Source organism: Halotia branconii CENA392 (genome assembly GCF_029953635.1).
Classification (GTDB): Bacteria; Cyanobacteriota; Cyanobacteriia; order Cyanobacteriales; family Nostocaceae; genus Halotia; species Halotia branconii.
Map to the genome: position 1 here is coordinate 2,058,475 of NZ_CP124543.1, position 13,771 is coordinate 2,072,245.

General features: G+C 42.8%; 9 protein-coding genes. 2 read left to right on the top strand and 7 right to left on the bottom strand.

The features are described 5' to 3' along the window. Positions 1-33: 33 nt before the first annotated feature. On the bottom strand, positions 34-1,497 hold the full coding sequence (gene ffh / locus QI031_RS09135) for a signal recognition particle protein (RefSeq protein WP_281484865.1): 1,464 nt from the start codon (positions 1,495-1,497) through the stop codon (positions 34-36). A gap of 80 nt (positions 1,498-1,577) precedes the next feature. On the opposite strand from ffh, the gene QI031_RS09140 reads away from it, so the two are divergent. Beyond that, complete coding sequence (locus QI031_RS09140) at positions 1,578-1,763, top strand: hypothetical protein (protein ID WP_281484866.1); 186 nt, start codon at positions 1,578-1,580, stop codon at positions 1,761-1,763. Between the two features lie 187 nt (positions 1,764-1,950). Then, positions 1,951-2,178 carry a hypothetical protein gene (locus tag QI031_RS09145; RefSeq protein WP_281484867.1) on the top strand — a complete coding sequence of 76 codons (228 nt, stop codon included), beginning with the start codon at positions 1,951-1,953 and terminating at the stop codon, positions 2,176-2,178. Between the two features lie 236 nt (positions 2,179-2,414). Here the strand turns inward: QI031_RS09145 and QI031_RS09150 are convergent, their stop codons facing one another. The 6 genes from QI031_RS09150 to QI031_RS09175 all read right to left on the bottom strand — a co-directional run bounded on the left by QI031_RS09150 (position 2,415) and on the right by QI031_RS09175 (position 13,735). Then, complete coding sequence (locus QI031_RS09150) at positions 2,415-5,549, bottom strand: efflux RND transporter permease subunit (protein ID WP_281484868.1); 3,135 nt, start codon at positions 5,547-5,549, stop codon at positions 2,415-2,417. Positions 5,550-5,641: 92 nt separating this feature from the next. Beyond that, positions 5,642-6,028: a four helix bundle protein gene (locus tag QI031_RS09155; protein ID WP_281484869.1), complete on the bottom strand. Its 387-nt coding sequence runs from the start codon at positions 6,026-6,028 to the stop codon at positions 5,642-5,644. Between the two features lie 48 nt (positions 6,029-6,076). Beyond that, entirely contained in the window at positions 6,077-7,684 is a 1,608-nt protein-coding gene (locus tag QI031_RS09160; protein WP_281484870.1) for an efflux RND transporter periplasmic adaptor subunit, read from the bottom strand. A 709-nt stretch (positions 7,685-8,393) separates the two neighbouring features. Next, positions 8,394-9,725, bottom strand: coding sequence for a hypothetical protein (locus QI031_RS09165; RefSeq protein ID WP_281484871.1), 1,332 nt, complete (start codon positions 9,723-9,725; stop codon positions 8,394-8,396). 605 nt (positions 9,726-10,330) lie between these two features. Next, positions 10,331-12,253 (bottom strand): tRNA uridine-5-carboxymethylaminomethyl(34) synthesis enzyme MnmG, encoded by a 1,923-nt coding sequence (gene mnmG / locus QI031_RS09170; RefSeq protein ID WP_281485969.1) that lies wholly within the window; start codon positions 12,251-12,253, stop codon positions 10,331-10,333. Between the two features lie 216 nt (positions 12,254-12,469). Continuing rightward, the gene (locus tag QI031_RS09175) at positions 12,470-13,735 is read right to left on the bottom strand and encodes a CCA tRNA nucleotidyltransferase (RefSeq protein ID WP_281484872.1); all 1,266 of its coding nucleotides are present in this window, start codon (positions 13,733-13,735) and stop codon (positions 12,470-12,472) included. Between the last annotated feature and the right edge of the window lie 36 nt (positions 13,736-13,771).

A 13,771-nucleotide genomic window follows, 5' to 3' on the forward strand; every position in this document is an offset into this window, starting at 1 on the left:
TCCCCTGCTCCTCTGCTTCTTTTTGAGGTTTAACTAAAGATTGCCAAAACCTTTTTTCTTTTTATCTTTACTTTTTTTCTTTTTAGTGCTTGCGCCGCTGTTGTAACCGCGCCATCCTGGGGCAGGGCGATTACCTCCGCCCCCGCCAGCGAAGGCATTACCCATACCACCGCCAAACATTCCCGGCATTCCCGGCATTTGACCTTGACCCATCTGCTGCATGAGCGATCGCATTTTTTGGAAATCTGCAACCAGTTTGCTCACATCCGATTCTTTATAGCCGGAGCCAGAAGCAATCCGTCGCCGCCGACTAGGAGAACTTGCCAATAAATCCGGGTCATGGCGTTCTTGGCGGGTCATGGAGTTAATCATTGCTTCACAGCGTTTTAGCTGGGTTTCTCCCTGCTTGAGTTGGTCGTCTGAAAGCTTGCCCATCCCTGGAATCATCTTCATGATACCTCCCAGTGAACCCATATTTTTCAACAGGCGCAGTTGTTTGAGAAAGTCGGTAAAATCAAATTTTGCTGACAGGATTTTCTCCTGCATTTTCTCGGCATCTGCGAGATCAATTTCTTCTTGGGCTTTTTCTACCAAAGTTAAGACATCGCCCATCCCCAAAATCCGCGATGCCATGCGATCAGGATAAAATGGTTGCAGTGCCTCGACTTTTTCACCCACACCCACAAATTTAATCGGCGCTCCCGAAATCTGCCGTACAGATAACGCTGCACCACCACGGCTATCACCGTCCAGTTTAGTGAGAATCGCTCCGGTAATTCCAATTTGTTCGTGGAAGGTGCGGGTGAGATTTGCCGCCTCTTGACCAGTCATAGAGTCCACTACCAACAAAGTTTCATGGGGTTGGACTGTTTCTTTAATCCGGGCTAGCTCGCCCATCATATCTTCGTCAATTTGCAAGCGACCAGCGGTATCGATAATTACTGTATTGATACCTTCTGTCCTACCACGCTCTACACCTTGGCGGGCAATTTCTACTGGGTCAGCATCGCTTCCCATGTCAAAAACTGGCACATCAATTTGCTTACCTAATGTCACCAGCTGATCAATCGCGGCTGGACGATATACGTCTGTTGCTACCAACAAACAACTGCGATCTAATTTACGTAAATGTAAAGCTAACTTGGCAGTAGCTGTGGTTTTACCAGTACCCTGTAACCCAGCCATTAATACAATGGTAGGCTGCTCCTCAGTTTCCGCCAGAGGAACATTTTCTGCCCCCATCACCTGTACCAACTCATCATGAACAATTTTGATGAATTGCTGGTCAGGTCGCACGCCAGCCAGCACGTCGGCTCCCTGTGCCTTGGCTTCGACTTCGCTAATAAAATCTTTAACTACCTGGAGGTTGACATCTGCTTCCAACAAGGCGCGGCGCACTTCCCGCAAAGCGTCTTGAATATTGGATTGAGATATTTTGTCCTGCCCCCGTAGTTTTTTCCAGGCAGATTCTAAACGGTCAGATAGAGCATCAAACATAATGTAGTTACAGGTAGTTCGCCAATGGGGAAGTTGAAACCGCTGCTGAATGCGATTCGGTATTCCGGTAAAGTGTTAACGTGCTATCTACCAGCTTAGTAGTTTTTACTTCGACTGTAGCAACTGAATACCTATCTTCTATTGAAAGCGATCGCGATCGCTCATCAACCAGACTACTCCCAATTGACTTTCTAGAGCCATATTGCATTAAACCAGCTATAGTCAAGCGATGGCAATTTATTCTTGGAATCACAATCACTTCTTAAAACAAATATGACAAAAATGATTCAGGAAATAATTTAGTATAAAAATAATATAATAAATTCTCAGTAAATGAGTATTAGTAAATAATGTAGTTAAACCCACATTATCGCATTAAATTTATCAGATAAACTTACTTGATGTATGCCACTAAACCAGTGACTTTCATCTAGTAACAAAACAGGATATTTAATGAGCAGAGAATCAGCCAAAGTCATCTTATGGGAAGTCAATCAAAAAGACTTTATCAAAAAGTTTTATGATTTACAATTTGTTCCCAGAGTAGGAGAGGAAGTTTATCTCAAAAAAGAGCAATGGAAAGTAACTAGAGTTGAACATGATTTAGAGGTGCATGAGGTTAATGTTTACTTGGAAACCTTCAGAAAAACGAAGCAAGATAAACCATCTACTAATTCATGAATAAATCTTGAGAGTAAAGCTTTTTGGTATGGCATAATTTATCGGGCGATCGCGTTTGAAAAATACGCGATCGCTTTTTTTGGGATATTTTTTTATGAACTAAACATCATTCTCAAAATCAAAATGCTATCTACACAATCTACGCATCTGTTGCATTTTTTTTGAAATTGGTATTACCAAGGTGGCGGAAAGCCCATTTCTTTAAGAAGTGGGAAAAATAGCCTGTTTCTTGATACCTATGGTTGTGTTTGTTCGCGGTTTGGTTTAATTACGCGCTCTGTAGTTGACTTGATCACAATATACAAAACTGGCACTACAAACAAACTCAAAAAAGTGGCAATCAACATCCCACCAAAGACTGTGGTTCCCAAAGATTGACGACTTCCTGCACCTGCACCTGTGGCGATCGCCAAGGGGAAAATACCCAAAAGTGTAGAAAAAGCTGTCATCAAAATTGGTCGTAAACGCTCTTGAGAAGCCTCAATAGCTGCCTTGGTAATTGAAAATCCTTGTTCTCGCAATTGGTTAGCAAATTCCACAATCAAAATTGCATTTTTACTAGCCAAACCAATCAACATTACTAAACCAATTTGACAGTAAACATCATTAGGAAAACCCCGCAGCGATTGAGCTATTAGTGCGCCAAAAATAGCTAAAGGTACTGCCAAAAGAATAATCAAAGGATCGATGTAATTCTCGTATTGAGCAGCCAATACTAAAAAGACAAAGACAATTCCTAAACCAAAAATCATCGGTGCTAAACTGCCAGAATCTATTTCTTCTAATGCAGTTCCTGACCATTCGTAACCAAACCCTGGTGGTAAAACTGCTTGAGCTACCTGTTCCATTGCTTGAATAGCATCTCCAGAACTAGAGCCAGGAGCCGCAGAACCATTGATTTCAATTGAGCGAAAGAGATTATAATGATTAATTGTTTGCGCTCCCACTACAGAAGTAACTTTGACTAAGTTACTCAAAGAAATCATTTCATTTTTTTGGGAACGAACATATAGTTGACCAATGTCTTTGGGATTAGAACGAAACTGTTTATCCGCTTGCACATACACTCGATAATTACGTTGTTGAAGATTGAAATCGTTCACATATTGCGAACCCAAAGCAGTTTGGAGAGTGCTATAAATATCATCTATGGAAACTTGCAGTGCTTTGGCTTTGTTGCGGTCTACTTCTACTAGTAATTGTGGTGTATCTGCGGCAAAAGTACTAAATACAGCTTGTAATCCTGGTGTTTGATTAGCGCGACCCAGCAATTGACCCATCGACTGTACTAAAGTGTCTAAACCACTGTTACCTCTACGGTCTTGTAGTTGAAAAACGAAGCCGCCAAAGTTACCTAAACCTTGAATAGGTGGTGGATTTACAGGAAAGACTCTTGCTTCGGGGATGGACAACAATTTGCCTTGCAAACCCCCAATAATTCCTTGTGCTGATTGACCTGCTTTTGAGCGTTCAGCCCAAGGTTTTAAAGTAGTAAAAATAATACCGCTGTTGGCAGTACTACCACTGAAGCCAAAACCACCAACGGCGAAAGTTCCTAACACTTCAGGCAGTTGGAGAATTTCTTCTTCTACCTGTTTCATCACATCGCTGGTATATTGCAGCGAAACTCCTTGCGGCCCTTGGATAATTGTGATGAAATAACCTTCATCTTCTTCTGGCAAAAAAGCTGTAGGTACTGCGGTATAAAGCCAAGCTGTCATTCCTAATGAGACAATAAATAGCCCAATAATGATGCTTTTGAAGCGGACTAAAAAGGTAAGCGATCGCTCATATCTTTGTCTTACCCACTCTAAAAACCGATTAATCTGATTAAAAATTTTCCCCAGCCAACCGCTAGGTCTTTCTCTTTGGCGTAATAATAAAGCACACAAAGAAGGCGTAAGAGTCAAAGCCAAAAAAGTCGAAATCGCAATCGAAAAGGCGATCGTCAGGGCAAATTGCCGATAAAGTGCGCCTGTAGTTCCTGGGAAAAAAGCTACTGGTACAAATACTGCCATTAGTACTAGTGAAGTGGCAATCACCGCCCCAAACAATTCTGCCATCGATTCACTAGCAGCACGGCGCGGATTCATACCCTTATCTTGGATAAAGCGGCTGATTTGCTCAACTACAACGATCGCATCATCAACCACCATCCCAGATGCTAAAGTCAGACCAAATAAAGTCAAACTATTAATGGAAAAGTTAAAAACTTTAGCGAAGATAAACGTCCCAACCAAAGACAAAGGCACAGTTAAAGCAGGAATTAAAGTGGTTCGCCAGTCTTGCAAGAATACGAAAATGACAATGACAACCAGCACCACCGCTTCAATCAGAGTCTTGACTACTTCTGTCATCGACTCTTCCACAAACGATGTTGTGTCAAAGGCTACCTGATATTGTAGTCCGGGGGGGAAAGTAGTAGCTAATCGCGCCATTTCGGCTTTAACTCCCTTAGCTACATCCAAGGCGTTACTTCCAGGAATCTGATAAATGCCCAAACCAACAGCATCATTGGCACGATATCGCAGAAATGTATTGTAATCTTGTGCGCCTAGTTCGGCTCTGCCGACATCTTTGAGCTTAACTAAAGTGCCATCATCTTCAGTTTTGATCACAATATTGGCAAATTCTGTTGGTGTTTCTAGGCGGCTAGCAGCCCGCACATCAAGTTGATACCTTTGTCCTTGGGGGGCAGGTTCTTGTCCAATTCTCCCAGCCCCAACTTGCAAGTTTTGTTCGGATAGAGCGTTTGCGACATCTTCAGTAGTTAATCCCCGACTAGCCAGACGACCTGGATCTAACCATAGCCGCATGGCATAGCGACGTTCGCCAAAAATTTGCACATTGCTCACACCTTTAACTCTTTTTAAGGCATCTGCTAAATAAAGGTCAGCATAGTTACTTAAAAATGTATTGTCATATTCATTATTTTCAGCAAATAAACCAATTCCTAAGAGAATATTACTAGACTCTTTGGATACTCTAACTCCCGTGCGCTGTACAGACTCTGGTAGTTGTGGTTGGGCAATAGAAATACGATTCTGCACATCCACAGCTGCAATATCTGGATTCCGTGATGAATCAAAAGTAGCAGTAATACTACTAGAGCCATCATTACTACTACTGGAAGTGATATATCTTATACCCTCAATCCCATTGATTTGTCTCTCTAAGATATTCGTTACCCCGCTTTCCACATCCTCAGCACTAGCTCCGCTATAGTTAGCAGTAACGGTGATTTGAGTAGGAGTAATGTCTGGGAAACGAGCGATCGCCAGCGTTGGAATACTAATTAACCCTAATATCAAAATAATCAACGCAGCGACCGTAGCAAAGACTGGTCGCTTAATAAAGAAATCGACAAACATAGTTTTGGAAATGGGTAGACGTTATGTAGCGGTTTTCATGTAATGGATGTACTACTCCAATTGCTAGGACAGGGGGACAAGGGGAGTATCTTTTATTGCCGAATTACCCAAACACCAGGGTTGTTAATCATGCTCACCAATCCTCCGAGGACTCGGTTATAAAATCCATATAATTCTCGGCCTTTCTCTAAATCTAAATAGTTACAATTAACTGCAAACTTAAGCCAGACTTGAGTTTCTGCTGCTTCTGCTTCACAATCATTCAGTTTAGCGACAAAGGCTGCTTCATATCTTCGCTTGCGCCAAGCTTCAGCTAAATTAGCACATACAGAGCGAGATGAGCGGCGAATTTGGTCAGTTGAAGAATATCGCTCCTCAACAGGAAATTTTTTCGAGATTTTAAATATTTCCATCGCTGCAAATAACGCCAGTTGATAAACTTCCAAATCTTCATGAGTCTTGATGCATTCTTTTCCCATCCCTTGTCCCCTTATCTCCTTGTCTCCTTGTTCCCTTGTCTCCTTATCCTAGGGAGTGGGTGAGGCTTTCTTGTTACCCGTTTCTTCAGATGCAGGATTGATGGGAGCGCCATTAGTGAGATTGAGAATACCAGAAACTACAATTTTGTCACCAGCTTTTAGTCCTTCTAAAACTTGATAATTGCTGCCTTCGATATCTCCCAACTTTACGGGTTTTTGTTGAGCTACTAATTGCGGCGCTTTCGGTTGAGGTTTTTCTGGTGCTTGGGCTACAAATACAAAAGTCTGCCCACCGAGGCGAGATACTGCTGTGACTGGAATTAAAATACCTGGACGTTCCTGCCAAATGACTCTGGTTTGTACAAGTTGGCGATTCAGTAGTTCATCACTAGAATTGCCAAAGGTAGCTTTAGCTAATACTGTCTGGGAATTGGTATTCGCATTTGGCGAAATAAAACTTACCTTACCTGTAGCTGTAGGTTGACCTTGAGTATCTAAAATTTGTACGGGTAATCCCAAGCGCAATTGTTTAGATTGATTCAGAGGAATGGATATATTCAGTTCTAAAGAGTTGTTTTTGTTGAGTGTAGTCAGTTCGTCTCCTTGGCTAACAAACTCTCCCACCTTCACTGGAATATCACCGACAGTACCAGTAAAAGGAGCCTCGACTCTTGTATATTGCAGTTGGACTTGGGCTGCTTTAACTTGGGCTGCTGCTTGAGTAACTTGAGAACGTGCTTGAGCAATCTCTTCTGGACGAGGGCCATTCTCTAATTGCCTTAAGTTTTGTTCTTGTTGCTCTAAAGCAGCAGTTAATTCGCTGATATCAGAGCGTCTACTTTGGCGGAGTTGGTCTAAACGTCTTTGGGCTACCACTAACGCGGCTTCGGCACTACGCTGTTCTCGGATATATCCCTCTAAATCGTCTTGAGAAATTGCCCCCTGTTTTCTTAATTGTTCGTATCGCTTGGCGCGTGATTGTGCCAGTTCTAAATCGGATTTGGCTGATTCAATTTGAGCTTCGGCTTGAGCAATTTCTTCTGGTTGCGCTCCAGATTGGGCATTTCTTAGACGGGCTTGGGCTTGAGTAAATTGCGCTCTAGCTTGGGCAATTTCTTCTTGTCGCGTACCTGCTTTGAGTTCAGCAAGTCGTGCTTGGGCTTGTTCTAGTGAGGCTTTAGCTTGTAGTAACTGAGCTTGTGCATCGTCACTTTGTAGGCGAATTACAGCTTGCCCTTGTTGGACGCGATCGCCTTCTGCAAATAAAATCTGGGTAACTCGTCCATCAATTTGTGGCTTTAGTGCTACCGAGCGTGGAGCCTCTAAAGTGCCAACAAACTCAGAACTATCTTGGATGGTTCCAGTGTCTACAGTGGCTAGTTTGACAGGAATTGCCATCGGTTGACCAGCAACCCCAGCACCTTGGGGTGCATTTCCAGCCAAGCTACTTTGCCACCAGCGCCAAGCAATGCCACCACTGCCTAAAATTAACAGTGTGATTCCCAAAATTAGCGGCCAACGGCGTTTTTGGGGTGGTTTAGGCGATCGCTTTAACTGTGGTAGTGTATCTGATTTTTCAACCTGACTAGAATCATTAACAGCAGATTGTTCTGTTTCAACAGGAGCCAAGGATTCGGGGAACTCAGAATGAGGCATTTTGTTTTCTTATCTTTTAGATTTGCCAATCTATTCTTTGTTGAGAAATCTTTGATATAAAGCTTTCTCAGCTATTTTTTATATCTACAAATTCGCAAAACCGCATCGTAGTGTAGAAACTTTGTACTCTAAGCAAGTAAAAAAATAGTTCAAATTGATTGGCAAGGTGTTAATCATTATACAATTTTGAATGTAACATTAATTACCATGCCTATAAGTGTTTGCAGCATCATTTTTGCACGAGTTTGTGCAGTCTTAAACGCTAAATTAGCGATGATAACCAAGTAAGTACTTGTAAATGTAAGTACTTGCTTGCATTATATCTATATATAAAGAAAATGTGCATAGAGTAGCGTAATTAGTCGCGATCGCGTAAAAACCTACGCCTACTAAGCAATTTATGAAAAAAAGGTCAAAAATTAATAAGTTTTGATTATTAATTTTCCGGTTAAACCATATAAAATCAGAATTATATATAAATAAAAACTATTAATAACGACCAATGAGTTTATTTCTTCCAGGGAAGTTTTGTTCCCATTTCAGTTAACGCAGAGAAAATAAGATAGAGGATAAGCAAACCAACACCTACAAAAAAAGCCAATAAATCGTTATCCATAAAAGGGACTAGGGGCTAGGGGCTAGGGATTAGGGAAATGTACCTCATCCAAATGAAATTTGCTGTATGTTCATACAGCTTTTACCGCAAGTTCTATAACTTTTGTCCGGCATAAATTGATCGCACTTCACCGTTACGCCGAACTATAGCTTCACCCTTGCTAACATCAACTAGTGTCCAACCACTCGAACCAATACTTTCTCCGATATTGATGCGACGAGTTACACCGTCAAACTGAAATAAAGCGGCAGATTTGCTGCCTAATTCTAGTAATCCTTCTAAGGTATGACTAGGAGTCGGCGCAGTTGTGGTAGGTGCAGATTGGATCGGTGCGGGTAGTGTTGATGTTGCTGCACTAAATGGAACAACTGGTAATGCAGGTAGAGGATTAGGCGACTGCTTTACAGTAATGGGTGCAGTTCTTACAGATAAAGGTTTGAGTTCTCCCCGTACAGCAGCTAGCATGTTAACACCCACGGGCTTGGCTGCTTGCTTAACTGTATTCAGGGCAGTTTTCACAACATCAGGTTGAGATGGCTTGGAATTAGTTGCTATTGGTGGTAAAAGTGTAGGAACGCCAGGAATAGTTGGGGGCGCGTAGCGCATGGGTGATGGCGCTTGATAAACAGGAACGTAAATACGCTCAACAACGTTAGCAGAACGGTTAGGAATAGGTGATGTCTTGTTAGCAGCTAAAGGAGGTGGTAGATTTCCTACAGACTGATTACTAGAAAAAGCAATTGTATTAGAGTTAGAGGCTAAGCGATTAGTAAGTCCTGAACGAACAGATTGTTGATTATTTGTAGCATTTTGCTTATCAATAATTGCTAGCGCACCCAGCATGTAATCAACTAACTCTGCTTCAACGTCTACTTTTGTAGTGCGTTGCGTCTGAGGCAGATAAAGAGTCTGCGGTTGTGTCAATTTAGAAGTGAGAAGTAGTAATATTCCAGACTGAAACAAGTAGATTGTACCTGCGATCGCCACGCCTATAGTTGTGCCTAAAATCAGCAGTTTTCTTAACGCACGTCTGGTTTGCTCACGTTTAGTACTAATTGCTCTCGCGCTGGGATTATCAATTACAACCTGACTTTGCTTATTCCTAACTTGGGTAAGTGTACTAGGTAAGACAATCTGCGGTACATTAACTGTCTCATATTCTGTAGTTATTGGTCTGGAATAGTTCCCTGACTGATAGAACCAATCACGGGCGGTAGTTTCTTCTGAGGAACGACGTGGTGTGCGACTACCATGCCTGATAGTTTGAGAGGGCAGACTCACATTAGCGTCCAAAATTTCGTCAATATCGGCAAAGAGTTCATCCATCAAGCCATCAGCATAGAGTTCTATCGACCAAGGCTCGTTGGCGAGCAAGTCTTCTGATGGTTCTGGAATAATTAGATGGGTACTGGTTGCTTGTAACATACGCATTTTGGTTTATGGCTGCCAGTATGGGACACACCGCCCCTACTGCCTGGGAATTAGGATTTTATTTACGCTACGCGGGTTAGTTGTCAGTTGTCAGTTGTCAGTTGTCAGTTGTCAGTTGTCAGTTGTCATTGGAAACCCTTCCACGAGACTGGCTTGATTTTTCGCTGTCTTGAAAAGTTGCTTTTGTTGGGTAGAACCCAAGACCGCACTTTTCGCTGTCTTGAAAAGTTGCTTTTGTTGGGTAGAACCCAAGACCGCACTTTTCGCTGTCTTGAAAAGTTCTGCGCCGGGAAACCCGGACGCACAACGCCAGTTCTCTCAAGTCGGGAAACCCGCCCACGAGACTGACTCGACTTTTCGCTTTACTACTGACTACTAACTACACTTCGACTACGCGGTAGTTGAGCGCAGTCGAAACTCAGTGCATCGCTGACCACTTACAAAACTCTATCTCCTTGTGGGTAGAGTTTTTATTGCTTGGTAGTATTAAGTTCAACTTGACTTCGGAGACTGCTGATAATGCCAGTACTTAATTCGTGTCATCTATCATACTAATCTCTTCTTCTTCTCTACTATACTCACCCTTCACGAAGTTGAAGTTAAGTTAAAGCTGGAAATGCTTGTTGGGGCTGGGTTTTACGCAATTCTAAATATATTAATAAAGCATTTATATCGGCGGGATTCACTCCGCCAATACGTGCTGCTTGACCGATGGTTAGCGGTTTTACCTTGTTTAGCTTTTCCCGTGCTTCTTTAGAGAGGGTATCAATTTTTGTGTAATCTAAGTCCGCAGGTAACTGGCGTTGCGCTTGACGGGCAATTTGTTCAATCTGATTTTGTTGTCTAGCGAGATAGCCAGAGTATTTGATGTCAATTTCTGCGCCTTGTTTCTCGGCTGGTTTGAGATTGGGGTTTCCTAATCCGTAACTGTCGAGGTCAACGTAATGAAATCCCGGACGACGGAGTAATTCAGCTAGGGTAATCGAACCTTTAATTGCTTGCTGGGAAATAGCAGCGATCGCTTGTCCAATTTCGTCATGTTCTTTGACCCGTGTGCTGTATAGTCGCTCTTTTTCAGTAGCAATCTCTAGTTGTTTTTGAGTAAACAATTCCCAGCGGCGATCGTCAATCAAGCCAATTTCTCGCCCTAGAGGCGTTAGGCGTTGGTCAGCATTATCAGAACGCAATAATAAACGATATTCAGACCGACTGGTGAGCATTCGGTAAGGTTCGCGCAAATCTTTAGTACACAAATCATCTACCAGCGTCCCAATGTAACTTTGCTCACGGGGAAAAATAATCATTTCCTTACCCTGCACCAATCTGGCGGCGTTGATTCCCGCCACTATTCCTTGGGCTGCCGCTTCTTCATAACCTGTAGTACCGTTAATTTGCCCTGCACAAAATAAACCAGCAATCTTTTTTGTCATCAGTGTGGGATAACACTGGGTTGCGGGGATATAGTCATATTCCACAGCATAAGCCGGGCGCAACATAAAACATTGTTCTAAACCTGGGAGACTCCGCAACATTTGCAATTGCAAATTTTCTGGCAACCCTGTAGAAAAACCTTGGATATATAATTCTGGAATCTCCCGCCCTTCTGGTTCAATAAATAATTGGTGGCTTTCTTTGTCAGCAAAGCGCACAATTTTATCTTCAATACTGGGGCAATAACGAGGGCCTTTTGCTTCTACCCAACCGCCATAAACTGGCGACAGGTGTAAATTTTCTCGAATGAGTCGATGAGTTTCAGGAGTCGTGCGGGTAATATAGCAAGGTATTTGTTCCCGTTCTACCCACGCTTGGGGGTCAAAGCTAAACCAGCGTACTTCTTCATCGCCTGGCTGAACAGTCATCTTACTATAATCCACCGATCGCTTATCTACCCGCGCTGGAGTCCCAGTTTTTAAGCGTCCAGTTTCAAAGCCCAAGCGATTCAAAGTTTGCGTTAAGCCTTCGGCTGCAAATTCCCCAGCCCGTCCTGCTGGCATGGATTTATTGCCAACCCAGATCTTTCCGCCCAAGAAAGTACCTGTTGTCAAAATGACTGCTTGACACTGAAAAGCTACACCAAAGTAAGTTGCAACGCCAATTACTTCATCGTTAGCGCCCAGCACCAAGTCTGTAGCCATCCCCTCGCGAATGATTAAATTTTCTTGGTTCTCGACAATATTCTTCATTACTGCTGCATATTCACGCTTATCAGTTTGGGCGCGTAATGCCCAAACCGCAGGCCCTCGTGAAGAGTTGAGGATACGCTTTTGCAGGTATGTGCGGTCTGCTATTTTGCCAATTTCCCCACCAAGTGCGTCTACTTCGTGAGTCAGCTGTGATTTAGCAGGGCCGCCTACCGCTGGGTTACAGGGTTGCCAAGCAATTTTATCCAAGTTGAGGGTCAATAGCAGAGTACGACAGCCGAGACGAGCAGATGCGAGGGCTGCTTCGCAACCGGAGTGACCTGCACCGACGACAATGACATCAAAAGCGTCTTGAAATTCAACGGAATTGTGCATAGTCATATTTACAGGGTCAGCAAACTGAGAATTAATCATAATTTTAACTGATCCGTAGCAGTCCTATGATGGCAGTGAGCCAGAGTGAGCGATCGCACTCATGGTCTGTCTCATTAGTTCTAAAGGTTAAAATTATTAACCGTATAAATTACTACAAAATAGCAAACTGAAAATTATTGGTGCTTGTTGTGATACTGACACTGGAAAAGTCTTTGTGGTTATCTAAACTAACTTACGTACAAAAGCGATCGCTTCTGCTGGTGTTGAAATTTTCCCCTCAGCTCGTGCTATGGCAATTTCTGTTAGGAGTTCGCCCACCACTGGCGAAGCTGGAATATTTAATGTTATTATTAGTTCTTTACCACTCACTAATGGAGTGGCATGAGCGACCAGATCATCAGGGTTGAGGTAGCGGCTGATTAATGGTGCGTAAGCGCTAAGCGATTTATTCCCAGACATCACCTCTACCGGAGTATTGTTACTTAAGGCTAAAACTACTGTAGCCACAAATACAATCCCCGCTTCCTGGAACAAAAAATACTGTTCTCGTAAAGACATATTGGTTAAGTTTAACCGTGGGAACAGCTTTAGGGCAGTTGTAACAGCCCGAATTTCTGCACGACTATAGGTAAGTTCCTGTAATTCTATTTCCGCAACTTCTGGATTTGGATGCACAAGACAAGCAAGTTTGGCAATACCCAACCAAGTAGTTTTGACTGTATCACGCACATACTGTTGCAGTTCTATTCCTAGTTGAGACCAGTTTTTTGTTAGTAGGGCTGCTGCTTTGTCAACCGCAGCCAATTTTTGGCAACTTTCAGGTGTAGCATTTCGGAAAAAATGCGTAATTACACCATCTTTTACAGCACTGGCTATCCAAGGAGTGCCTTGAGGACTGGCTAATAAATAGCCAATTTCTACCCGCACTCGTTCTGCTGCAACTTCAGTTATATGTGATGCCAAAGTGCGAATGGTGGTTTGGGTAGTCGGTTCAATGGTAAAACCTAGTTGAGCAGCTTGGCGATAGGCTCGCATCAACCGCAAAGGATCATTTGCTAGATTTATTGGTGATACCATTCGCAATTGACGCTGTTCTAAGTCTGCATAGCCTTGGAGAGGATCAATAATTTCTTGGGTGTAGGGATTGTAGGCGATCGCATTGATTGTAAAATCTCTTCTATGCAAGTCAGTTGTTAAACTATCGCCTTCTTGTTGGGCAAAATCGGCTGTAGCATTAGGAAATACTACACGAGCAATTTTTCGTTCAGCATCAAGTAATACAAACCCAGCTTGATAACGACGAGCGATCGCTCTTGCTACCTTAACAGCATCGGATGGGATCACAAAATCTAGATCCAAGTATTCGCGACTTCTTCCCAAAATGGCATCCCGAACAGCACCACCTACCATGTAAGCTGGTTGTGGTAAATATTCCAGACTAAAAGGCCAATTTTCGGGAGCGAGGGTAGATGGAACTGGAATATGCATTGTAATAAAAATCAATCCAGCAGCTAATGAATAAAG

Excerpts from the sequence above, each read along its gene's own strand:
- QI031_RS09150 (WP_281484868.1), bottom strand. The coding sequence starts at position 5,549 with ATGTTTGTCGATTTCTTTATTAAGCGACCAGTCTTTGCTACGGTCGCT.
- QI031_RS09160 (WP_281484870.1), bottom strand. The coding sequence starts at position 7,684 with ATGCCTCATTCTGAGTTCCCCGAATCCTTGGCTCCTGTTGAAACAGAA.
- QI031_RS09145 (WP_281484867.1), top strand. The coding sequence starts at position 1,951 with ATGAGCAGAGAATCAGCCAAAGTCATCTTATGGGAAGTCAATCAAAAA.
- mnmG (WP_281485969.1), bottom strand. The coding sequence starts at position 12,253 with ATGACTATGCACAATTCCGTTGAATTTCAAGACGCTTTTGATGTCATT.
- ffh (WP_281484865.1), bottom strand. The coding sequence starts at position 1,497 with ATGTTTGATGCTCTATCTGACCGTTTAGAATCTGCCTGGAAAAAACTA.
- QI031_RS09165 (WP_281484871.1), bottom strand. The coding sequence starts at position 9,725 with ATGTTACAAGCAACCAGTACCCATCTAATTATTCCAGAACCATCAGAA.
- QI031_RS09155 (WP_281484869.1), bottom strand. The coding sequence starts at position 6,028 with ATGGGAAAAGAATGCATCAAGACTCATGAAGATTTGGAAGTTTATCAA.
- QI031_RS09175 (WP_281484872.1), bottom strand. The coding sequence starts at position 13,735 with ATGCATATTCCAGTTCCATCTACCCTCGCTCCCGAAAATTGGCCTTTT.